The 21947-nt window shown below is 71.0% G+C and carries 15 protein-coding genes and 1 pseudogene; 5 read left to right on the top strand and 11 right to left on the bottom strand.

The window, feature by feature from the left end; genetic code table 11:
• Nucleotides 1-16: 16 nt before the first annotated feature.
• Nucleotides 17-1123, bottom strand: coding sequence for a P1 family peptidase (locus WMF20_RS32280; protein ID WP_437617195.1), 1107 nt, complete (start codon nt 1121-1123; stop codon nt 17-19).
• Nucleotides 1124-1279: 156 nt separating this feature from the next.
• Between WMF20_RS32280 and WMF20_RS32275 the strand changes: the two genes are divergently transcribed.
• Nucleotides 1280-1474, top strand: a complete 195-nt coding sequence (locus WMF20_RS32275; RefSeq protein WP_437605702.1) for a hypothetical protein — start codon at nt 1280-1282, stop codon at nt 1472-1474.
• Here WMF20_RS32275 and WMF20_RS32270 read toward each other — a convergent pair.
• Complete coding sequence (locus WMF20_RS32270) at nt 1464-2579, bottom strand: GIY-YIG nuclease family protein (RefSeq protein ID WP_437605701.1); 1116 nt, start codon at nt 2577-2579, stop codon at nt 1464-1466. The two genes, WMF20_RS32275 and WMF20_RS32270, sit on opposite strands and share 11 nt — an antisense overlap.
• 104 nt (nt 2580-2683) lie before the next feature.
• Between WMF20_RS32270 and WMF20_RS32265 the strand changes: the two genes are divergently transcribed.
• On the top strand, nt 2684-3931 hold the full coding sequence (locus tag WMF20_RS32265; RefSeq protein ID WP_437605700.1) for a glycoside hydrolase family 16 protein: 1248 nt from the start codon (nt 2684-2686) through the stop codon (nt 3929-3931).
• A 48-nt stretch (nt 3932-3979) separates the two neighbouring features.
• Here WMF20_RS32265 and WMF20_RS32260 read toward each other — a convergent pair whose 3' ends face one another.
• The 5 genes from WMF20_RS32260 to WMF20_RS32240 form a co-directional block, all read right to left on the bottom strand.
• Entirely contained in the window at nt 3980-4900 is a 921-nt protein-coding gene (locus tag WMF20_RS32260) for a type 1 glutamine amidotransferase domain-containing protein (RefSeq protein WP_437605699.1), read from the bottom strand.
• Between the two features lie 87 nt (nt 4901-4987).
• Nucleotides 4988-5599, bottom strand: a complete 612-nt coding sequence (locus tag WMF20_RS32255) for a Crp/Fnr family transcriptional regulator (protein ID WP_437605698.1) — start codon at nt 5597-5599, stop codon at nt 4988-4990.
• A 320-nt stretch (nt 5600-5919) separates the two neighbouring features.
• The gene (locus WMF20_RS32250; RefSeq protein WP_437605697.1) at nt 5920-6375 is read right to left on the bottom strand and encodes a hypothetical protein; all 456 of its coding nucleotides are present in this window, start codon (nt 6373-6375) and stop codon (nt 5920-5922) included.
• Nucleotides 6376-6632: 257 nt separating this feature from the next.
• Nucleotides 6633-7130, bottom strand: coding sequence for a response regulator (locus WMF20_RS32245; RefSeq protein ID WP_129577960.1), 498 nt, complete (start codon nt 7128-7130; stop codon nt 6633-6635).
• Between the two features lie 14 nt (nt 7131-7144).
• A complete protein-coding gene (locus tag WMF20_RS32240) occupies nt 7145-12553 on the bottom strand; it encodes a trifunctional serine/threonine-protein kinase/ATP-binding protein/sensor histidine kinase (RefSeq protein ID WP_437605696.1) in 5409 nt (1802 codons plus the stop codon).
• A gap of 538 nt (nt 12554-13091) precedes the next feature.
• Between WMF20_RS32240 and WMF20_RS32235 the strand changes: the two genes are divergently transcribed.
• The gene (locus WMF20_RS32235; protein ID WP_437605695.1) at nt 13092-14675 is read left to right on the top strand and encodes a hypothetical protein; all 1584 of its coding nucleotides are present in this window, start codon (nt 13092-13094) and stop codon (nt 14673-14675) included.
• Nucleotides 14676-14739: 64 nt separating this feature from the next.
• Here the strand turns inward: WMF20_RS32235 and WMF20_RS32230 are convergent, their stop codons facing one another.
• Entirely contained in the window at nt 14740-15195 is a 456-nt protein-coding gene (locus tag WMF20_RS32230; RefSeq protein ID WP_437605694.1) for a DoxX family protein, read from the bottom strand.
• A gap of 168 nt (nt 15196-15363) precedes the next feature.
• On the opposite strand from WMF20_RS32230, the gene WMF20_RS32225 reads away from it, so the two are divergent.
• Both WMF20_RS32225 and WMF20_RS32220 read left to right on the top strand, forming a co-directional pair.
• Complete coding sequence (locus WMF20_RS32225; RefSeq protein ID WP_437605693.1) at nt 15364-16299, top strand: LysR family transcriptional regulator; 936 nt, start codon at nt 15364-15366, stop codon at nt 16297-16299.
• Between the two features lie 229 nt (nt 16300-16528).
• Nucleotides 16529-17536 carry a hypothetical protein gene (locus WMF20_RS32220; protein ID WP_437605692.1) on the top strand — a complete coding sequence of 336 codons (1008 nt, stop codon included), beginning with the start codon at nt 16529-16531 and terminating at the stop codon, nt 17534-17536.
• A gap of 467 nt (nt 17537-18003) precedes the next feature.
• On the opposite strand, the pseudogene WMF20_RS32215 reads toward WMF20_RS32220, so the two are convergent.
• The 3 genes and pseudogenes from WMF20_RS32215 to WMF20_RS32205 all read right to left on the bottom strand — a co-directional run.
• Nucleotides 18004-18426: pseudogene (locus tag WMF20_RS32215) on the bottom strand (tyrosine-type recombinase/integrase); the annotation flags it as partial.
• 974 nt (nt 18427-19400) lie between these two features.
• The gene (locus WMF20_RS32210; protein WP_437605691.1) at nt 19401-19928 is read right to left on the bottom strand and encodes a hypothetical protein; all 528 of its coding nucleotides are present in this window, start codon (nt 19926-19928) and stop codon (nt 19401-19403) included.
• 433 nt (nt 19929-20361) lie between these two features.
• Nucleotides 20362-20877 carry a hypothetical protein gene (locus WMF20_RS32205; RefSeq protein WP_437605690.1) on the bottom strand — a complete coding sequence of 172 codons (516 nt, stop codon included), beginning with the start codon at nt 20875-20877 and terminating at the stop codon, nt 20362-20364.
• Nucleotides 20878-21947: the final 1070 nt, after the last annotated feature.

Here is a 21947-nt window from a genome sequence, read left to right as displayed (position 1 = left end):
CCTGCGGCGCCCCCCGTCAGGCGCGCGGAGGGCGGCCGTCTCGCCGCAGGACGCCGTGCCTGGATAGCACTTCACGGACGCGATCCAGCGGAATGGCCTGCACGGTACGGCCGTTTCCCGCGGTGGTTTCGGCCGTGAAGAGCGAGTCGTAGATGGCCTCTTCGGTCGCCTCGATCACGGCCTGGAACAGCGCGGAGGTCTCCTCGTTGGCGAGTTCCGTCGTCACGAGCCGCCTCGCGCCGGAGGGGCGCCGGACCGAGGCGCTCGTCGAGAAGGCGACCACGTAGTCTCCGGATCCGTTGGCGGCGGAGGAGCCCGAGCGCGCCAGGCCGAAGATCGCGCGGGCCGCGAGGCGACCGAGGTTGCGATCCGACAGCGGCGCGTCGGTCGCGACAACGATGAGGATGGACCCGCCGCCCTGGTCCGGATCGAGCGCCGCGCGGAAGGCGTGCTGGCCGAGCTCCTCGCCGACGGGCGCTCCCATCACCTGCAGCACGCCGCCGAAGTTCGACTGGACGAGCACGCCGACGGACGCGCCGCCGAGCGACGCCGGCAGCGCCCGCGAGGCGGTGCCGATGCCGCCCTTCCATCCGAACGCGACCGTCCCCGTGCCCGCGCCCACGCACCCCTCCGGCACGGGCCCCTCGCGCGCCGAGGCGAGCGCCGCGCGCACGTGCGCGGCGGTGATCGGCCGGCGCCGGATCGCGTTGAGCACGCCGTCGTTGGTCTCGCCGACGACCGCGTTGAGCGAGCGCACGTCCTCCATGCCCGGCTGCTCCAGCATCCATTCGACGAGGGCGTCTGCCGCCCGGAACACGGAGAGCGTGCTCGTGAGGAGGAGGGGAGTCTCGAGCTCGCCCAGCTCGCGGACCTGCGTCGCGCCGACGAGCTTGCCGAACCCGTTGCCCACGTGGATCGCCGCGGGGACGCGATCGAGATAGAGATTCTCTCCGTGCGGGAGGACGGCGGTGACGCCGGTGCGGATCGCGTCGCCTTCGACCACGGTGGCGTGGCCGACGCGCACGCCGCCCACGTCGGTGATCGCGTTCAGCGGGCCCGGGTCGAAGATCCCGGGCGCGACGCCGAGATCACGCGCGCGCACGGCGCCTCCTGCCGGCTCCATCGAGCCGAGCGCGAAGGGCACGCGGCCTGCCTCGTCCGGACAGCGGGCGCTCGCGCCCGGGCGGGGAGGTGTGATCCGCCGCGGCGTGCGCCCCGGTGACGGGAGACGGCGAGCAGCGGTGTCGGGAGCTCATGGCGAGAGGCGGTATCAACCTCCGTGCCAGACAGCGCAGCGGCGCGGGAGGTCGAGCGTCAAGGCGCCGGCACGAGGACGCGCGCGCCGCGGGCGAGCGCCACGCGGTCCACGTGGCCCATCGGCGATCGCTCCGGCAAGGCGACGTGGAAGTGCGTGCTCGACCCCATGTGCGTGAAGACGCCGCGGTGGCGCTTCGAGGCCGCGGCTACCCCGTGAGCCCCGGGACCGGCTGCGTCCGCGCGAGCTCGTCCGGGTAGCGCTGGAACCACGACGACAGCAGCAGCACCTCGTCGATCTCGCTGAGCGGCACCGGCGCGGCGGCGGGCTCCGGGGGGCCGTAGACGTCGGCCGTGAGCCGCGCGAGCGCGCGGCGGTCGTCGTCCGAGCGCGGCGCCGGGGCCTCGGCGCGCACGCTGCCGCGCCGGACGAGGTAGACCCGATCGTCGCCCTCGTGGCCGGGGACGGTGTAGAGGAACGAGAGCGACTCGATGGCGAAGCGGAGCCGCCCCAGCTCGCCGCGCAGGGCCGTGAGGCGCTGGACCCGGTCGCGCAGCGCCGCGGCGCGCTCGAACTCGGCGCGCTCGCGGCAGGCCTCCATCTCGTCGCGGAAGCGGCCGATCGGGCCGTCGCTCCGGCCCTCGAGGAAGGCGCGGGCGAGCGCCGCGCGATCGCCGTACTCCCGCGACGAGCAGCCCGCGACGCAGGGGCCGAGGCAGCGCTTGATCTCGTAGCGGATGCAGCCCGGCGTGCGGCGCCCGAGCGAGAAGAGCGTCTGCTGATCGTTGAAGAGCACCGGCACGTCCTCGGCGCAGTCGCGCAGCCCGAGCGCGTCGGAGAGCGCGCGCACGGCCTCGCGGACGCGGCCCGCGCCCGTGAACGGCCCGTAGTAGAGCGCGCCCGGATCGCGCGCCGGGCCGCGCACGACATGGAGCTTCGGCGCCGGCCCGCGCGTGACCTTGATGAAGGCGTAGCGCTTGAGGTCGCGCTTCATGGCCACGTTGAAGCGCGGCCACAGCCGCCGGATGAGCCGGAGCTCGGCGAGGAGCGCGGCGAACTCGCTCGGGCAGTACTCCCACGCGACGTGGCTCGTCTCGCGGAGGATGCGGGCGCCCTTCTCCTCGGGCTCGCAGCGGAAATAACCGAGCAGCCTCGTGCGCACCCGCTTCGATTTGCCGACGTAGAGGACGGCGCCGTCCTCGGCGGCCATCTGGTAGACGCCGGGCCGGTTCTCGGCGCCCGCCCGCACGAGGCCGCGGAGCCGCGCGAGCCGCTCTTCATCGCCTGGGCCCTTCCGGGCAGGGAGCAGCGCCGCGCGCGACATCGTCGATGTTCTTGCGACGCCGCGGCGGGCGCGCAAGCCGCGCCGCGCGGAACCTTTGCTGCCGTAGATCCCGCCGGTCCGCGTGGGCTCGACCAGCGGGCGGCATGGCGCTCGGCGCCAGCGAGGCGATCGGGGCCGAGGGCTACGTCACCGGCGAAGGGTATCATCATCGTGGCGGCCGCCGCGGTCCACTCCGCAAGCACCTGCGGGAACGCTGCGGCGCGGCGCTCGGTCCCGGCGATGGGACGCTCGACCCGGAAGGAACAGCCTTGATGAACGTGGATTGCGAAGGCCAGAGGATCGATCCTTGGAAGGAGGGGGTGCCCCGCGGCGCGCGCCTCGTCCACGCCGCGGGGGCAGCGCTCCTCGCGGTGCACGCGCTGGTGGGTTGCTCGAGCGAGACCGCGGTCCCTGGCGAGGACAGCGCCAGCGGCGCTGGCGCAGGGAGCGGCGGCGCGGGCGGCAGCGGCGCTGGCGCAGGGAGCGGCGGCGAGGGCGGCAGCGGCGCTGGCGGTCAGGGCGGCTCCGGCGGCGGCGTCACGGTGTCGGCCGAGCTCTTCGACGACTTCAGCTACACCGGCATCGCCGACGACAACCTCACGAGCCGGTGGTGGGTACGGACGACCGACGGAGCCCCCGGGGTCGCCGGCGCACGATGGCTCTCGTCCAACGTGTCGTTCATCGAGGATCCCGATCTCGCCTCGAACAGGCTGCTGCGGCTCAAGGCGACCACGAGCGGCTCCGGCGCGAGCACCTCGCACGCGGAGATCCAGTCCAACGACGACAGGTTCCGCCTCGGGACGTACTCCGCCAGGGTGAAATTCAGCAACACGCCGCTGACCGGGACCCGGCACCTCGCCGACAAGCTGGTCGAGACGTTCTTCACGATCAGCCCGTGGATCAACGACCCCGAGACCGATCCCAACTACTCGGAGCAGGATTTCGAGTACATGCCCAACGGCGGGTGGGGTCAGGGCAACACCAGCACGTTGTGGTTGACCTCGTGGGAGACGGCAACGCTCGAGAATACGCAGTCGAACCAGGTCGCGGGGGACCAGTCGGGCTGGAAGCGGCTCCTCATCCAGATCGACGAGTCCGGTATCCGTTACTACATCGAAGGCGCGCTGCTCTGCACGCACGACGCCAGCTACGTCCCCGAGACGAACCAGCACCTCGACTTCAACCTGTGGTTCGACGAGCTCGCCGCCGGAGAGACCGGACCGCGGACGTACGCCGAGGACGTCGACTGGGTTTACTTCGCGAAGGACGTCCTCCTGTCGCAGGCCGAGGTGGACGCGCGGGTGGCCGGCTTCCGGGCGTCCTCGGCTGCCCTCGTGGACACCCTTCCTTAGCCCCACCCGGACGCCGCGGCGCGAGACGGCGGCCATGACGGGGCGAGCTCACGGCCGCTCGCGGCGCGCGCAGCGGGCGCCGCGCCGATAGTCGGCCAGGGCCTCGAGGTACAATGCGCTGAACCGGCCCGTGGAGAAGGGATTCTGGCTGGTCACGAGGTTGCAATCGCGCAGCGCATGGGCGCTCCCCGGGAAGGCGGCCTCGTGCTCGTAGCCGTGGTCCTCGAGCTGCTCGCCGATGGCCCGGACCTGGGCCTCGGCCCCCATCACGAAGGTCTCGATATAGAGCTCTTCGAACGACGAGACCGACGTCACCGTTCGACGGCTGAGCGGATTCGGCTGCCTCATGCGGGTGAGCACCGCCGGCGCGTGGCAGATCAGCCCCACGGGCTGGTGCTTGGCGGCAAAATGAGCGAGCAGCGCGTGCAGGTCCGCGTTGTCGAGCAAGTCGACCATCACGCCCTGTCCGCCGGGAACGACGATGCCGTCGAACGCGTCGGCCGTGGCGCGCGCCTGCTTCAGGCTGAGCGGCGCGCGGACCTGCGGGGCGCGCTCGACGAACCGCTGCGCTCGCGCGCGCTGCGCTCCGTCTTCCCAGTACTTCTCGTCGAGGCTCTCCGGGTCGATCGCCGGGGCGGCTCCTCCGTCGGTCGCGAAGACGACCTCGTGCCCCGCGCCGGTGAGCGCCAGGTACGGCTCGTAGAACTCTCCGAGGAAGGTGCCGGTCGCGCGCTTCGAGCTGTCGCCGAGCGTCTGCTCTCGCGCAGCGCTGAGGACGAACAGGATCTTCCCTTTGGGCTTCTCGGCCACCGGGCGCTCGGGAAACACGGGGTGGAGCCTCGGCGGCGCCGCGGCGCACGCGACCAGCGCCGAGCCGCCGAGCAGGACCGCTAGCCCCGCCAGCAGCGCCGCCTTTCGGGCCGCGCCCCGCGGCTCGCCGCGGCGCTCCGGCCCGCGCGTGGGTTCCATCGCTCGCCGCTCGCCGTCTCGCGTCGTTCGTTCCATCGTCATGCCCGGACTGATGGCCAACCGGGAGCGGCCGCGCCTTGACCTAGGTCAAGAAGAGACGGACCTCTTCGCGGCGCGCTTCAGGCGACTCAAGGCTTCGGGCGTGATGCCGAGGTACGCGGCGATGTGGTAGTCGGGCACGCGGCTCGCCACCGCCCCGTGCTCCGCGACGAAGGCACGGTAGCGATCGGCGGCCGTGTCCATCAGCAGCGACGCCTCGCGGCGTACCTTCTTCACGTACACGCGCTCGACGATCCGCCGGCTCACCCGCTCCCAGTAGATGTCACGCTCGCAGAACTCGCTCAGCCGCGAGTAGGGCGCGACGAAGAGCTGCATCGGGGTCAGCGCCTGGATCGTCAGCCGGGCGGGCTCCCTCGTGATCAGCGCCTCGAGCACCGACATGAAGTCGGGCGCGGAGACGAACGCCTTGTTGAACTCCTTCCCGTCGCCCCGCGTGTAGAACATCCTGGCGATGCCCGAGTTGACGAGCGCGACGGAATCGCTCGCGTCGCCCGCCCGCACGAACACCTCGCCCTTTCGCAGGCTCTTCCCGTGGAACAGGGCTGCGAAGGCGTCGAAGCGCGGCGCCGGCCGGGCGTCGAGCGCCGCGATCAGGCGCGCGAGCGCCGTTACCTGGTCCGCGCGCGAGAGCTGCGCCATGAACGAGGAGCCTAGCACGGCGGCCCCAGAGCTCGTCCCTGGGCCGCGCAGGCTCGTCTCGGCGGCGATCCGGGCCAGGCGGGCCCGGGCCGGGTAGTGCTCACATTTGCCCGGAGAGAGTTCCACATGAAGGCGGGAAGGCGGGAAGATCATTGATCTTTCCTTCCCGCCTTCCCGCCTTCATGTTCAATTTTGAGCACTACCCCGGGCCGATGGAGCTCCTCGGCCTGCTCACCGAGCCAAGCCACATCGCCCGCTCCCGCACCCGCGGATGAACGCCAGGACGCTCGGGCAGCCGGCGCGGGAGGGGCGACCGACGCCTACTCGCAGGCGGCGAGGTCGACGGTGTCGGTAGCGAAGCACGTCACGCGCTGGCCGGATCCTTCCTCGCCGCAGGACACATAATATTCACGGATGAACCCGAATTGCGCGTCGAACGAGAGCTGCGAGAGCTCGCAGTCGTCCGGGGTGCCCTCGGCCCGATCGAACATCCACGCGATGGGCTCGTCCACGATCGTCAGATCGTCGATGTCGCTCCAAGGCGAGTCGTTGTTGGGGAATTTCCGCCGCGCGGCGACGACCTGGCCATCCTCGACGGCCACGCGCCGGCAACCGGCGGAGAAGCCCGTCTCGCACGTCTCGACGACGTAGCTCGCGACATGCTTTTCGTTCCACGTCTCGCGTTGCCGCGCGATGCGCTCCGCGTCGCCATCGCCGCACCCCGAGAGAAGGGCCATGAGAGCAAGGGGAATGAGGGAGTTGTAAATTGCCGTCATGTCGAGCCGCGAATGCAACGCTCGTGCCTGAGTGACTGTGCCACTGGCGCCCCCGAGGATTGCCGCGGGAGACCCGCGCACTGGCACACCCGCCAGCTCCTCCGCGACGGTCCTGTCGCCCTCGGCGCGGTGCGCTCGTCCGCGCCGAGATCGTGCGCGCCGCGCCGGCGCTCGCCGCCGATCGCGCCGGCGACCTCTCCAGCAGGCGCGGCCGCGCCGCCGTCGATCACCCGGCCTGTCGGGACACGCCGCCCGGGTCAGTGATCGTCCGGGGGCATGAGCCCGCGCACCAGCTTCTGCGCGCTCGCCATGCTGGAGACCACGCTGTGGTGCTGGACGGCCTTCTCGACCGCCGCCTTGAGCCCCGACACGTCGCCGTTCTTGTCGAAATAGCCGAACGCCTTGTGCGTCGAGAGCAGGTCTTGCTTCTCGAGGATGTCCTGGAACGCGGTGTAGAAGATGATGGGCACCTTCGGGTACAGCGCCTTGATCTTCAGGTAGGCGGTGAGCCCGTCGATCCCCGGCATGCGGATGTCCAGGATGACCAGGCTAGTCATCTCCGTCACGCCGGCGATGCCCTCCTGAGCGTTCGCGTACAGGCGTACGTCGTAGTCGTGCCGCAGCGTGAACGCGAGCGCGGAGCGCATCCTCGGGTCGTCGTCGATCACGACCACGATCGGCCGCTCCTTCTGCGGCTCCTCCGGCGTGGCGTCCGAGGCTCCGCGAAAGCGCCTGGTGAATTTCGCCGTTGTCATCTTGGCGCCCCCTTTCAGTTCCCGGCGAGGTTGAGCTCGATTCGGCCGGCGGCGGCGCCGACCGGCTGCGGCTGCCCGCGCGGCACCGCGCGCGGGAGCCGGACGACGAACGTCGTGCCGCGCCCCGCGTCGCTGTCGACGTCGATGGTCCCGCCATACATCGCGACGATGCGAGAGACGAAGCTGAGCCCCAGGCCCACGCCGGTCGTCGGCTTCGTCGAGAAGAACGGCTGGAAGATCTTCGAGACGTTGTCGGGAGAGATGCCGTCGGCGTTGTCGCTGACGGTGAGGACCTGGAAATCCCCCTCCTCGGCCGTCTCGATCCGCACCCGCCGCCCGCGGCCGTCGTCGACCAGGAGCAGCGCGTCGCGCGCATTCAAGACGATGTTGTTCACGATGGAGTCGAAGTGCGACTCGTGCCCCACGACCGCCGAGCCGCCCCGCAGATCGAGCTCGACCGACACGCCCTGGCGCGCGAACTCGTCGCGGTGCCGCGCCGCGACCGACTCGACGATGCGGCGGAGGCTCACGACCTCGTTGCCGGCGAGCGCGACGCCGAGCTTCGAGTACTCCAGGATGCTGTTCGTCACGCTCAGCGCGCGGGCCGTGCAGTCGCCCACCATGCAGAGCACGCTGTCCAGCGTCTCCTCGGCCTCCTCGATGTCGCCCAGCCGGGCCAGGACCGAGCCGAGCTTCCCGTCGGGGATGTCGTCCTTGAGCAGGTCGAAGAGCTCGCCGAGCCGGGCCGCGTTCTTCGCGCACACCGTCTCGCCGCCCTGGGTCACGGTCCCGAGCACCATCGCGGCCCCCGACAGGGCGTTGCGCATCTCGTGCGCGAAGCCGCCCGCCATCTGGTTCTCGACCGCCTCCCGCTCCAGCCGGACGATCGTCGCGTGGGCCTCCTCGAGCTCCGCCGTGCGCTCGCGGACCTTCTGCTCCACGCCCGTGTAGAGCTTCGCGTTCTCGATGGATATCGCCATCTGCGAGGACAGCATCGTGAGGAGCTCCAGCCTGTCCTGGGTGAACGTGCCGGTCGCCGTATTGTTCTCCAGGTAAATGGCCCCGTACAGGTCGTTGTGGTGGATGATCGGCGTGCAGAGCACCGATCTCGGGCGGCGCTGCGCGACGTAATCGTCGCGCTGGAACTGCCGGTCCGCGGAGGCGTCGGCGAGGACGAGGCTCTGGCCGGTCCGCGCGACGTACTGCACGATCCCGGCCGAGACGAGCGGGCGATCGTCCGCCGCGGCGTGGGTGAGGGGCAGCCCCGGGAAGCGCGCGTCCTCGCGGCCGTCGGTCCAGTCGACCTCGGCCTCGACCCGCAGGCCGTCGCTCTCCCGGAGCACGAGACAGCCGCGCTGGGCGCCGGCGTTCTCCATGGCGACCGCCATCAGCTGTGTGAGCAGCCGGTCGAGCACGATCTCCCCGGAGATCGCCTGCGCGGCCTTCAGCACCGTCCGCAGATCGAGGCGGGATGCGCCGAGCGAGGTCGTCGTGACGAACGTCCGCGAGGGCGCGACCTCCGTCGCTCGCTGCGAGAGCGGCTCGCGCGGGGCGAGCTGCGGATACCGCTGCTCTAGATCCTGCGTCTTGCGGACGGCGCCCCAGAGGTTGTAGTGATAGCAAGCGTCCGCGAGGTACACGCGCGCGAGCTTCTCCTTGCCCTGCGCGAGCCAGAACCGGCCCGCGAGCTCGCAGGCCACCGCGGCCTCGTTCACGTAATCGTGCTCCGACGCGGACGCGATGGCGCGGTCGTACAGGTCCAGCGCCTCGGCCACGCGGCCGTCGATCCGCGCGAGCTCGGCCTCCACGAGCAGGACCCTGTGCAGGAAGTTGCTGGTGCACGTCTCGGACAGGGCCTTGAGCTTCGCCTGGTTCTCCGACACCTTGGCGCGGTAGCGCTCCTTGTCTTCCGGCGAGGCCGCCGGGTAGAGCGCGGTCATCGCGAGCGAGTAATAGAAGTTGTGCAGCGGCGTGAACACCTTGCCCGTGCTCGCGCCGAGGGTCGGCTCCGTCTCGGCGGCGTGCTTGTACGCGAGCTCGTAGTCGCCGAAGACGAAATAGAGCATCGCCTGCGCCGTGTGGATGTAATTGACGGTGTTGAAGTTCTTCGTCGCGTACAGGCCGGGGAGCACCTGCTCGGCGTCGAAGAACTCTCCCTTGATCTTGGCCGCGTGCTCGGACCTGCCGGTGAGGTTGCGGATCACCTGGCGCCACACGCTGAGCTGGTTGATGACCTGCGCTTGCTTGAACTTGAAGACCTCCTCGATGTACCGCTCGAACATCGACTCGAGCTCGAGGAGGTTCTGCCCGGAGACGGCGCCGCAGACGAAGGCGTTGATGAGGCAGTACGCGGCGCTCTCCGCGTCGCCGTTCTCGGCGTAGCTCAGGTATCCCTCGATGAGCGGCGCCTGGCTCTCGCGCGCGGGACGGTAGAAGTGCCGCGAGAGCCCGTAATAGAAGTTGTAGACGCTCGCCTTGTAGAGCGGCTCGTCCCGGCGCCGGTGCGCCTCGATCGCCAGCTCGCCGAACCGGGATCCCGTCGCGATGTCGCCCACGCCGGCGTTGACGAGGACGCTGAACGCCGCGAACGCATAGGGCGCGAGCGGCGACTCGCCGTGATCCATGGTCAGGTCGAGCGCGCGGCAGATGAAGAGCCCGAGCATCTCCGGCGCGGCGAAGTACGACGCGTGGATCGCGCGCCGGAGGATCACGAGCGCCGCCTGCTTCGGGGCCGCCGTCATCGGCGGGAGCCGGCCGAGGCGCTCGAAGCCCACCTCGGCGACCTGCTTCGTCGTCTTCGTGTAGGCGTCGAGGAAGTCCTGCATGCCCGGGCTCGCGGGGAACGTCTCGCCGAGCTGCGCGAGCGCCTCCACGGCGGTGTCCACGGCCCTCCGGAACTCGGCCTGGGTGTGGTGATACAGGATCAGCAGCTCGTAGAGCTTGCTCCTGTCGATGACGTCGTGGATCTCGCTGAGCGCCGCGTCGATGAGCTCCTTCATGGCGCCGAAGTCGGCGTTCATGCACGCGGCCTCGGCGGCGCCGACGTGGAGCGCGCTCGTCAGCGCGTGGTCGCTCTGCCAGGCGCCCGCGGGCAGCAGCGCGAGGCCCTCGGCGAAGTAGCCGCGCGCGGCGTCGAAGGCGGCGGAGAGCAGCGCGCGCCGGCCCGCGAGGAGGTTCAGCTCCGCGAGGCGCCGGCGCTCGGCGGCGTCGCTCAGGCGGTCGGCGCCGCGGTTCAGGTGGTGGACGATGTCGAACACCTCCTCCTCGGCGGCGCGCCCGCCGGGGCTCCGCAGGAGGAGCCGGCCGATGTCGGCGTGCAGGCCGCTGCGCCCGCCCTCGTCGATCATGGCGTAGGCCGCCTGCTGGACGCGATCGTGCAGGAACCTGTAGTCCGGGAAGACGAGCGGCGCGGCGAGATCGTCGGGGACCGCGGGCTCCATCGGGGACAGCGGGACGATGAGGCCCTCGTGCAGCGCGGGCAGGAGGCGCCGGTGGGCGTCGCCGCGCGTCGCCTCGAGGATGACCGCGAGCCTGCCCAGGTCGAAGCGGTTGCCGAGGCACGACGCGGACATGAGCGCCCGCTGCGTGTCCGCGGGGAGCCCGCGGAGCTTGTCGATCATCAGCTCGACGACGTTGTCGGTGATGTTCCTCGACTCGATGTGCTCGACGTCCCACGTCCACGCCGCGCGGCCGGCGTCGTACCGCAGACACCCGGTCTGGTGCAGCGTGCGGAGGAACTCGTTGACGAAGAACGGGTTGCCGCCGGTCTTCCGGGCGACCAGCGCGGCGAGCGGCATGACCGCCGCGGGGTCGGCGCGCAGCGCGTCCGCGAGCATCCGGCAGACCATCTCGGTGCTGAGCGGCCCCGGGGCGATCTCGCGCACGATCGCCCCCTCGCGCCGCAGGGACGCGAGCGCGGTCGAGAGCGGGTGAGCGGCGCCGACCTCGTTGTCCCGGTAGGCGCCGATCACGAGCAGGCCGCGCAGCCCGGCGTCCGTCATCAGGAGCTCGATGACCCGCAGCGACGCCGCGTCGGCCCACTGGAGGTCGTCGAGGAAGACGGCGAGCGGGCGCTCGGCGTCGCAGAACACGCGGACGAAGTTCTGGAGGACGCGGACGAAGCGGTTCTGGGACTCGGCGGGCCCGAGCGCCTGGACGGGCGGCTGCTCGCCCACGATGAGCTCGATCTCCGGGATCACGTCGACGAGGACCTGCCCGTTCACCCCGAGCGCCGCCTTGATCTTCGAGCGCCACTCCGCGAACTGCGCCTCGGGCTCGGCGACGATCTGCCGCACGAGGTCGCGGAACGCGCTGGTGATCGCGGTATATGGAGTGCTCCGCTTGAGCTGGTCGTACTTGCCGGCGACGAAGTACCCGCGCACCTCGGTGATCGGCTTGTACAGCTCGTGCGCCAGCGCGGACTTGCCGACCCCCGAGTACCCGGCGATGAGCATCAGCTCGGTGCCGCCGCGCGCGACGCGGCCGAACGCCTCGAGCAGCGCCTTCACCTCGCTGGTCCGCCCGTAGAGCTGCTGCGGGATGCGCAGGTCGCCGGAGGCGTCGGCGCTGCCCAGCGGGAACGGGGCGATCTCGCCCGCGGCGTCGAGGCGGCTCTGGCACGCTTCCAGGTCGTGGAGGAGGCCCGTCGCGCTCTGGTAACGGTCCTCGGCCGTCTTCGCCATGAGCTTCATCACGATGTCCGACACGGCCTCCGGCACGCTCGGGCACCGCGCGCGCGGCGGGGCGGGATCGCGCGCGATGTGGCAGTGCACGAGCTCCATGGCGTCCTTCGCGTCGAAGGGCGCCGCGCCCGTGAGGAGCTCGTAGAAGGTGGCGCCGAGCGCGTAGAGATCGGTGCGATGGTCGAGCGACCGGTTCATGCGACCGGTCTGCTCCGGGGAGATGTAGGCGAGGGTCCCCTCGATCACCGTGGGGCTCTTGATCGACAGCTCTTCCCGCGAGAGCCGCGTCGAGATGCCGAAGTCGATGATCTTGACCGTTCCGGTCTCGCGGTTGAAAACGATATTGGACGGATTGATATCCTTGTGTATGATTCTGCTCTCGTGGACATCTCGGAGGGCGCGCGTGATCGCGATGGCGAGCGGGAGGAATGCCGCGGTGTCGAACCTGCCGCCCTGCAGGTGGTGCGCCAGCGCGTGGCCGCCGAAATCCTCGAGGACGAGGAGGAGCCCCTTCTCGTGTCGGCAGAGGTCGAGCGCCCGGACGACGCCCGGCGCTTCCAGGTTGCGGAGCACCGCGTATTCATGCCTGTAGCGCGTGAGCTCCGTCTGGCTGGGATAGTCTGAGCGCAGCAGCTTGAGGACGACCGGGCGCCCATCGACGGCGCGCCGGCCGCGGTAGACGAGCGAGTTGCCGCTCTCGTAGATCTTGGCGACCGCTTGATAACCGGAGATCGTCAGCATCGCTCCCCTCGACGGACGTGTTCTGGCGCTGTTCGAAGCGCGGACGGCCCACGGCGCGGCGTGACCGGCAGTGGTTGTGTCCGGGATAATACCACGACGGCACTTTGTGGCGGACGAATCTCGCTGTGGGGTGTGCGTGGATGTCTGTCGTGGATGTCTGTTCTGGTCCCAGGTGTTGCGGCGGTATCCAGGCCGGCGACGTCTCCGGACAGGCGCCTGGAGGCCCGAGGGCGATGAAACCGCGCGCCGCCGAGGGCCCGCCCACATCGGCTGACGATTCGCCATGGCGTGCGCGCGCTGCTCGAAATTTCCACGGTGCGCAGGGAGAGGGGCACGACGTAGGTGAACCTGTGCCCCCGGCGCGTCTGGTGACGGCGCCCGACGGGGGGGCTGCGACTACCCGTGTGTCGCGGCGCTCCGGAGGGGGGGCTCCTCGGAGGTTTCCCCGACGCGGCGGCGAAGCGAGGGATCGCCGGAACAATTGCGCTCCATATGGAATGCTTGCATTGCAAAGCATCCGTTAAGTAGCTTTGATGCCATGTCGACGCGATGCGTGGGAGTCACCTGGTCGCTGATTCTCGTCACCTTGACCGCGGGCTGCACGGGAGAGTCGGGATCGGCGGCGAGCGGCGGGACCGGGGCGTCGAGCGCGAGCGGCGGTGGGGCGGGAGCGTCGAGCGCGAGCGGCGGTGGCGCCGGGCCGTCGAGCGCGAGCGGCGGTGGCGCCGGGCCGTCGAGCGCGAGCGGCGGCGGCGGTGGAGCCTCGAGCGCGAGCGGCGGCGGCGGTGGGGCCTCGAGCGCGAGCGGCGGTGGGGCCGAGGCGTCGAGCGCGAGCAGCGGCGGCGGCGGCGCGGGCGGCGATCCGGGCCCGGGCGCGTGCGCCGTCACGCGAGACCGAATCCGCATCACCGAGGTCGACGTCGGAATCCGCGTGATCAACAACGAGGACGAGGCAGCGCTGATGCCGCTCGTCATCTCGCCGATACCGTCCGGCGGCTCGCGTCTCGCGTGGATGAGCGACGACGACCGGGTCCACGTCGCGGAGCTCGACGCAGGCGACCAGGCCGTGGGCCCCTCGTTCGGCCTGCCGGCGAACGATTTCTCCGACCTGTACGCCGACGCCGAGGGCGGCGTGCTGCTGCTCACCCGCGACGCCGAGGGCGGCGGGACGTTGAATTGCGGCGCGCCGGAGAACCTGTGCGGCGCGCCGCCGTCCCCGCCGATCCCCTGTCACGACATGTACATGGTCCGCTTCGACGGCGCGCGCGAGACCTGGGCGACCAAGCTCACCAGCTCGAGCGCCGCGCTGCCGCCGTACTCGACCGGCCCCACCGGCCCGAACGTGTACATGATCTGGTGGTATGCGCACCACGGCCGCATCGCCTTCGACGGCTCGCGCTACGCCGGCTATTTCGGCGCCGCGATCAGCGTCTCGCAAGGGGGGTGCATCAACATCCATCAGGGCGATCGCATGCAGGTGGTCGACGCGAGCGGGGAGCTCCAGCGCGGCGGCTTCGACTGGGGCTGCAGCCACAGCGGCTACGAGCGCATCCTCTGGGACGAGAGCGCCCGGAAGTTCGTGACGGTGTGCAAGACCGACAACAACAACCGCATTGCGTTCGCGCCCGAAATCAAGACCATCTATCCAGTCGATCTCGCCTACTCGAACCTGGGGAACCTCGTCGCGGCGTCCGGCGGCGGCTACTGGCTCACGGCGAGCAACATCCGCCCGGGCCAGCCGGCGGGCTCGAACGGGCTCGCCGACGTGCGGCTGCTCCACTTCACGGGCGGCGCCGCGGACAAGGACCTCGTCATCGCCAGCGCGGCGGGCCTGAACCACCGGGCGCCGCACCTGGCCGCCTACGGCGGCTCCCGCATGCTCGCGGCCTGGGAGACCACCTCGCGCGCCGGCGACATCGCGCGCAACGATCCGGAGCGCACGCTCTACGTGCAGACGCGCGATCGCGCCACCGGCGAGGCCGAGGGCGAGCCGCTCGAGGTCGACGTGCTCGGCAATCGATACCAGGATCTCGTCGCCTTCCCCGACGGGAGCGTGGCCTTCGCGGCTCCCGGCAGCGCGAGCACGAAGATCCGGGTGCTGCGCGTCCTGCCCTGCGAGTAGCGCGGCCGCGCGGCGCGCGCCTTCCTCGGACGTCGCCGCGCGGGCCTCGGCGCGGGGCGGCGGCTCAGGCGGCGCTCTCGACGGGCCGGAGCTTGCCGCGCTCGACGCCGGCGCTCGCCGTGGCGCCGGCGTCGACGCGCGCGGCGAGCATCGGGCGGAACGCCGCGCGGTACGCGAAGGCGAGGTAGACCTCGAGGGCGAGGACGAGCCAGGCGACGGGGTTCGGCGGCGTCAGGAAGGTGTGGAAGGCGACGATGTTCACCACGATGGGCGCGAGGAGCGCCAGCGCCAGCGGGACGTAACGGTTCGAGAGCAAGAGGGCGCCCGCGACGACCTCCGTCCCCTTGATCAACGGGAACATGTAGCCGGTCGCGGCCAGCGCGGCCGCGAAGCGGCCGGCGGCCTCCGGCGCCGGGGGCTGCGGCAAGAACTGCAAGAAGCCGTTGAGCCCGAAGACGAAGAACACGAGCCCAAGGAGGATGCGGGCGGCGGAGGGGGCGAAACGCTTGACGGTGTTCATGACAAAGCCTCGCTGAGGTGAGGCGGGCCCTCCCGCTCGGAGCGCCCGCCCCCTTTCTATGGGCGCTCGCCGAGCCCGGTGCTATCGTGCAACGGCTCAACGCAGCGTTGCGCTTGCGCAACCTGGCCCGAGCGAGCGACGACGCAGGAAGCGCCCTGAGGTCCCTCGATGTCCAGCCCCCGCGCGGCCGCCCGAGCGCAATCGCGCCGGGCGCCCCAGCTCGACGAGATCGCCGCGTTCGCCAAGGTGGCGGAGCTCGGCTCGTTCACGGCCGCGGCCGCGCAGCTCGGGGTCCCGAAGTCGACGGTGAGCCGCGCGGTGACGCGGCTGGAGGAGGGCCTCCAGGTGCGGCTCCTCCACAGGTCGCCGCGCGCGGTCGCGCTGACCGACGCGGGCCGCCGCTTCTTCGGCGACGTGGCGCCGCACATCGCCGGCCTCCGCGACGCGGCGCTGGCGCTCGACGCCTACCAGGGCCAGCCGCAGGGCCTCATCCGGCTCAGCGCGCCCCCCGACGGGGGCGAGTCCTTCGTGGGCGACCTGCTGGTCGACTTCTGCGCGCGGTATCCGCTGCTCTCCGTGGAGGTCGACCTCTCCTCTCGCCAGGTCGACCTGCTCCGCGAGGGCTTCGATCTCGCGATCCGCGCGACGCGCGAGCTCCTGGACTCCTCGCTGGTCGCGCGCAAGCTGTTCGACTCCGACGTGCAGCTCTTCGCGGCGCCCTCGTACCTCGCGCGCCGCGGCCTGCCGCGCGCGATCGACGACCTGATGGACCACGAGCGGGTGGTGTTCCTCCCGAGCTCCCGGCGCGGCCAGTGGCCGGTCAGCGACGCGCGCTCGGTGCGCGACGCGCTGTCGACCGGGCGCATCGCCACCGACAACTTCCAGCTCATCCGCTCGGTGCTCCGCGCGGGCGGCGGCATCGGGCCGCTCCCGCGCGTCCTCGCCGCGCCCGACCTGGCGAGCGGGCGCCTCGTCCACGTGCTGCCCGAGTGGTCGCAGCGCGCGGGGACCGCGTACCTCGTCTATCCGAGCGCGCGGCACGTGGCGCGGAACGTGGCCGTGTTCCGCGATTTCGCCCTCGCCTGGGTGAAGCGGCTCGCCTGAGCGGGGCGGCCGCGCGCGGTCGCCGATCGAGCGCGCCTCTGCCCCGCGCGCCGGGCACGCCGGAGATGAATAATGACGATGGCTCTGGCGGCGCGCGCGCCGATCGGCCGCGCCGGCGCACTGCCGTGTTTCGCGGACGTCCCGCCTTGGATACGCTGTCTGGCGCGCTCGCCCGTCTCGCGCGTGGACCCGGTGCCGAGCACGCCGCTCCTCGAGGCCCGCACCCGCCATGTACCGAACCGCCGCCACCCTGCCGCCCGAGCCGCCTCGCGAGTGGCAGCTCATCGTCGAGGCCCACCTGTACGAGCACCTCTCGGTGCCGGAGGCCTGGCTCGCGCGCGCCGGGGGCACGGTCGCGCTGCTCGTCGGCGCGCGGATGCTCGCGCCCGAGCACCACGGGGAGAACCGCGCCTGGCTGTTCGGCGATCTGCGGCGGGTGGAGGGCCAGCGGCCGCCGCTCGTCGCGCCCACCTCGTTCGGCCTGGAGCGCGTGTGCGCGCCGGGCGAGGCGGAGGCCGCGCCGCGGCACGTCGCGGTCTGCCCCTGGCCCGACGCGGCGGGCATGACGCTGGCGGGCATCGCGCGCTACCTCCCGGGGGCGCGCTTCGAGATCGGCGCGGCGGCCGAGGTCGCCGCGCAGCTCGCGCGCGTGCGGCTCGCGGTGCCGCACGCCGGCTTCACGTACGCGCGCGTCGTCGTGTTCGAGAGCGGCGAGGTGCGCGTCGCGCCGCCCCTGCCGGACACGGAGCGCTCGGCGATGCCGAGCTACACGGGGCTCGAGTACCTCGATGACCTGGGGATCGGGGGCTTCCTGCTCCAGGGCCGCGAGGGCCTGGAGCCCGGCTTCGGCGTCGCGTCGGCGCTCTTCGAGCTCGCCGTCGGCTTCGGCGAGGCGGGCGCCGTGGCGAAGCGCCAGTTCCTCGCCGCCGCGCTCACGGCGCACCCCGCGCACCCGCTGCCGTCGGACTTCGGGGTGCGGAGCCGCGAGCTCGACGCCCTCGTCGCGCGGGGCACGTCGGGCGCGGCGTCGCTCCCCGAGCTCGCGCAGGCGCTGGCCGCGCTCAGCCAGGCGCTCGACGGCGCGGCCGCGCTCGGGCGCGCCGTGCGCGCGAGCGTCGCCGCGGCCGCGCCGTCGCCGCCGCACGGGCAGACGAGGGACGGGAAGCGCGTGTACATGCTGTTCCCCGACGTGCAGGCGCTGCCCGTCGGCGCCGGCTGGCCGGCGGCGGCGCCATGAAGCGGCCGCGCCGGCGCGGGGAGGGGCGCTAGTTCCGCGCGTCGGAAATCCCGCCAGGATTCCTGAGACGACGCGGCAGGGTCGGACGAAACTTCAATGATTTCAGATGCTTTTAGCCGATCCGCAGCCGGGCGAGCTGCCGGCTTGGCCCAACGCGGGCCCAACGCGGCGCCGGTAGCCGTCGCGTTGCCCCCTGCGAGCTGGCCGGCGTCGTCATCCACCGCGCTGGGCGCTCGGTCGGGCAGCGCGCGGATAAGGGACGCGTCGTAGCTCGGCGCCGGCGAGCGCGCCTCCAGTCCTGCGGACGTGGGAGCACTTCCGCCTACGGAGCCGCCCTTGCCGTTCAGCTCGGGGATCGCCTCGTCCAAAGGCGCGAAGTCCCCCAAGCCGAGCTCAGCGACCTTGCGCGCCGCTCGCTTGTAGTTGTGAATCTGACGGCTCGACTTGTGTCCGGTCCGATCGGAGATCCACGTCTCCGTGCGGCCGTTCGCGAGCTTGATCGTGATGAAGGTCGCACGGGTGTCGTGCAAACGTATGTTCAGCCTCGATTGCGTGGTCTCGAACAGCTCAGCCCGCTCGATACCAGCGCGGCGCAGGTGATTCCGAAAGTTCTTCGCTCCACTGCGGCCTGGCAGGGGGCCGTTCGGCCCGATGAAGACACGCTCCTTCGGCGGACATATCGCGAAATAGGCCCGAAGCGCGCGCACGACATCGGGCGAGAGTGCCCAGGCGCGTGGGTCATCCGTCTTGTTCTCGTCGAGCACCACGGCGCCGCGATCGAGATCGAGATCGGACGGCTCCAGCCTTCCCGCCTCGTCTGCCCGCATTCCCTCGCGGATCAGGAAGCCATAGTAGATCCGATAGGACAGTGGAATGTCCACCGCCGCCATGAGACGCCTATCCTCGTCGGGATAGAGGGAGCCCTTCGCCTTGTTGTCGTCCGCTTTGGGAATCCAGCCACGCGGCAGCGGATTGTTCGCGATGATCCGCGCCGGATAGGTCGCGAGCGCGAGTATCCTGTGGATGAACTTTGCGATGCCTTGACGCGACGAAGCCTCAAGGTGCGCCGGCAGCATGGAGATCGCCCGATCCGCGTGATCGAGTGTCAAACGAGGGAGAGGAATGGGACCGAGCACATCCAGAACATGATTCAGCTTGTGCCGGTATGGTTCGGGACGACGGAGCGCTTTCACATGAAGCGGGTACTGCTCGGCGAGCCTTCCAGTAACAACCAACTCGGCGAACTCCGCGAAGGTGATTTCCCCGGACGGGCGAGCACGCACTTCGCCCTTGCAGAGTTGCTCGATGGCAAGCCGGACGTCATGGAGTGCGCGCCCCTCGCGTGCGGCCGCCTGCTCCAGCAACGGCAGGCCGAGCACGATCTGGCCGGCTGCGAGCAGGCGGCCGGCGAGGTCGGCCAGCACCTCCAGGCGCGCGTTGGCTTCCTGCTCGGTCCGGCACGTCGGCAAGCTGAACGTCGGTCGACCGGCCTCGCCGAGGCTAAGGCGTGCGGTCCACGTCTTCCCGCGCAGCCGGACGGACCCGGAGCCGTTGGCCCGCTTGTCTCCTGCCGGCCTGCTGGAAGCACGGGCGCCCGGCTTTGGGCGCTCCGTCGTGCTCGCAGCGCCCGGCGAGGTGGCGACGGGTGCAACTACCGGCGCGGCCGGAGCGGGGCGTCCGCCGGAGCGGCTCGAACGCGAACGCCGGTCGGTCGATGCGGGGGCAGGAAGGGATGAGGTGGGGAACGAAGCCGAGCGCTTGGCGCGCGCCCGTCGCTGGGGTACGTCGGTCATGGATCGGTCTCCGGTGATTCGGGGGTCGATCAAGGGCCCGTCCGGCGTTGGTAGCGCCGAGCGGGCCCGCTCTACTTCGGCGGCAGCCTAGCACGGCTTGTCGCTGCGGGAGGAGCGCTCGCCCGGCCGGTGCGGGGACACGGGACCGGTTCGAGGCCGGCGGAGGCCAGCACGGCGGCAACCCGCGTGCGCTCATCGGCCTCTGTCGTGCGACGCGAGGCCGGCTCACTGGCCAGCGATCGCAGGTAGGCAACGAACGCCTCGCGCTGGACCAAGCGCAACTTGCCGAGTTTCGTGATCAGCAGGGGAAAGCCTGGCGCGCGGATCGTGTCGAGGAAGACGCGCGCCGGGATGCCGGTGACCGCCTCGACGTTCTTCTGCGAGAGCATCTCCGGCTGCGGCGCCGTGATCGTGAGCCCGTCCAGCGGGATCGCGAGCGTCGCGGTTGCCGTCGCGGTCGCTCGTCGGTCGATCACCTTCGGGCTCGACCACCCACCTGCGGGCGTCTCCAGGCTATCTCCGTCGATGGCGCGCACGCCGTTGTCAGCCTGACGAAGAGCAAGCGGTGCCGACACACGCGCGAGAGCCGCTCGTGTCATGCCATACCTCCATTCGTGTTGGGTTCGTGCGCAACCGTGACCGACGCGGCCGCAAGGTGCCCGAAAAGGTATCTCTGAGCCGAAGGTATCTCTTCACGAGATACCTTCGGTACGCGCCTGGTGAAAACCACGTCGTGTCGCGGGGTTAGGTATTCTGGGAGGCCCCCAAGAGGGGCCGAAAACGGGGGGAGCGAAGGGGTCAATTTTGTATCTCTGCGCGACCCGTCGGCACCGCCCGGCGAAGCGCCGCCGAGACGTGCGCCGGGACCGGCTGCGATCGCGGGCGTGGCCGGCCGTGGCGGTGGTGCTCATCGGCGGCATCACATCTTCACCATCGCGACCATCGCACATCGGCACACGTTGCCAATGGAACTGCGTCGCGTGGGGGTCGATCAAGGGCTCGTCCGGCGAGCCACCGCCGAGCAAGCCCGTTCTACTTCGGCGGCAGCCGACCACGGCTCGCAGTTCCTGGAGGAGCGCAGGGGCGGCGTGAACATGTGCGCGGAACCGCCTCGAGGCCGGCAGCCGCCAGCACGGCAGCAACCCGCGTGCGCTCATCCCCCTCTGCGTCACGGCGCGAGGCAGGGGCAGTGGCCAGCGCCTGGAGGTGGGAGACGAACGCCTCCCGCTGAACCAGGCGCAGCTTGCCGAGCTTCGTGACCGGCAAGGGGAAGCCTGGCGCGCGGATCGTGTCGAGGAAGACGCGCGCCGGGATGCCGGTGACCGCCTCGACGTTCTTCTGCGAGAGCATCTCTGGCTGCGGCGCTGTGATCGTGAGCCCGTCCAGCGGGATCGCGAGCGTCGCAGTGGCGGTGGTGTTGAACATGATGGGGCGCTGCGATCCGCCGACGGGCCGCTCCAGCACCATCCTCTCGGTCGCTCGCATGCCGCTGTCCGCCTGAAGAAGAGCAAGCGGTGCCGATGCACGCGCGAGAGCCGCTTGTGCCATTCCATACCTCCATCCGTATTGGGTTCGCGAGCAACCGTGACCGATACCGCCGGAAGGAGCCCGAAAAGGTAATTCTGCGCCTGAGGTAATTCGCCTCGAATTACCCGGAGACGCGCCTAAGAAAAATGCTTTGTCGCATCGCGGATTTCGGTGTTCTGGACAGCGCCGCTGAGGGGCCGGAAAAGGGGGGAGCGAAGGGGTAAATTTGGTAATTCTGCGCGCTCCGTCGGCACCGCGCATGGACGCGACACAGACGGGTGCGCCACCGTAGGCACGTCGCCCAGAACGCGACCAGCGCCCGCGCGCGTCGAGGCGCGCCACGAGCAGCAGGATTTCGTCGTGACGGGCCCGTGACGCTCGCGTAGGACGCCTGGCCGCCCCTCGAGCATGTGCAGGTCCGCGCCGCGGTAGGCGATGCCGGTCAAGTCGCCGCCCGGCCCATGACGACTGTAGCCGTCGGCATCGCCTCGGCCGCCGTCGCCGCTTCCAGGACCCAAAGCTGTCCCGTCCCCCAAGGCGTCACCCGGTGCGCCTCGGCCGCCTTCCTCGGGGGGGCCCGCCGTCGCAAGGGCTCACCGCCGCAGCTACGCCAGGTCGCCCGGGGCATTGGACCCACGGAACCAGGGCGACCAGGAGGCCGGGGACACCTGGCCATGGCCGAACCGTCCCGCCAGCCCGCTGAGTGACACTATGTGTGCCCAAACGTTTACAGGAGGGCATCCGAAATGACACTACGTGTGCCCGGATGTTTACAGCAGGTCGTCCGAAATGACACTGCATGTGCCCGGGCGTTCACAGTGCGGCGTGCCGATGAACCTGCACGCCTGGCCTGAGAGGCGCGCGCCCATGCCGCCAAGGAAGCAAGCGTCTCTCTCTTGCTCCCGGCGGCGGCCAGCCCACGCCGAGGCTCACGGCCGCGGAGGTGGCGTGCGCCGATCTGCTGCCCAGGGACGCCGTCGCGGAGGTCCGTGCCGGCAGCGGCCACCACGACATCCCTGCGACCACGGAAGAGCACGTCCACCCGGCCTCGCCGCCAGGCGAGGAACACGAACAGCGCGCCGCGCTTCGGA

Origin of the sequence: Sorangium sp. So ce834, from assembly GCF_051521425.1 — a bacterium.
Classification (GTDB): domain Bacteria; phylum Myxococcota_A; class Polyangia; order Polyangiales; family Polyangiaceae; genus Sorangium; species Sorangium cellulosum_D.
This window is presented reverse-complemented; position numbering and strand designations above follow the sequence as displayed.

Coding starts and splice junctions, on each gene's coding strand:
- WMF20_RS32280 (WP_437617195.1), bottom strand. CDS start 1,123: ATGGAGCCGGCAGGAGGCGCCGTGCGCGCGCGTGATCTCGGCGTCGCG.
- WMF20_RS32270 (WP_437605701.1), bottom strand. CDS start 2,579: ATGTCGCGCGCGGCGCTGCTCCCTGCCCGGAAGGGCCCAGGCGATGAA.
- WMF20_RS32265 (WP_437605700.1), top strand. CDS start 2,684: ATGGCGCTCGGCGCCAGCGAGGCGATCGGGGCCGAGGGCTACGTCACC.
- WMF20_RS32260 (WP_437605699.1), bottom strand. CDS start 4,900: ATGGAACCCACGCGCGGGCCGGAGCGCCGCGGCGAGCCGCGGGGCGCG.
- WMF20_RS32255 (WP_437605698.1), bottom strand. CDS start 5,599: ATGGCGCAGCTCTCGCGCGCGGACCAGGTAACGGCGCTCGCGCGCCTG.
- WMF20_RS32250 (WP_437605697.1), bottom strand. CDS start 6,375: ATGACGGCAATTTACAACTCCCTCATTCCCCTTGCTCTCATGGCCCTT.
- WMF20_RS32245 (WP_129577960.1), bottom strand. CDS start 7,130: ATGACAACGGCGAAATTCACCAGGCGCTTTCGCGGAGCCTCGGACGCC.
- WMF20_RS32240 (WP_437605696.1), bottom strand. CDS start 12,553: ATGCTGACGATCTCCGGTTATCAAGCGGTCGCCAAGATCTACGAGAGC.
- WMF20_RS32235 (WP_437605695.1), top strand. CDS start 13,092: ATGTCGACGCGATGCGTGGGAGTCACCTGGTCGCTGATTCTCGTCACC.
- WMF20_RS32230 (WP_437605694.1), bottom strand. CDS start 15,195: ATGAACACCGTCAAGCGTTTCGCCCCCTCCGCCGCCCGCATCCTCCTT.
- WMF20_RS32225 (WP_437605693.1), top strand. CDS start 15,364: ATGTCCAGCCCCCGCGCGGCCGCCCGAGCGCAATCGCGCCGGGCGCCC.
- WMF20_RS32220 (WP_437605692.1), top strand. CDS start 16,529: ATGTACCGAACCGCCGCCACCCTGCCGCCCGAGCCGCCTCGCGAGTGG.
- WMF20_RS32210 (WP_437605691.1), bottom strand. CDS start 19,928: ATGACACGAGCGGCTCTCGCGCGTGTGTCGGCACCGCTTGCTCTTCGT.
- WMF20_RS32205 (WP_437605690.1), bottom strand. CDS start 20,877: ATGGCACAAGCGGCTCTCGCGCGTGCATCGGCACCGCTTGCTCTTCTT.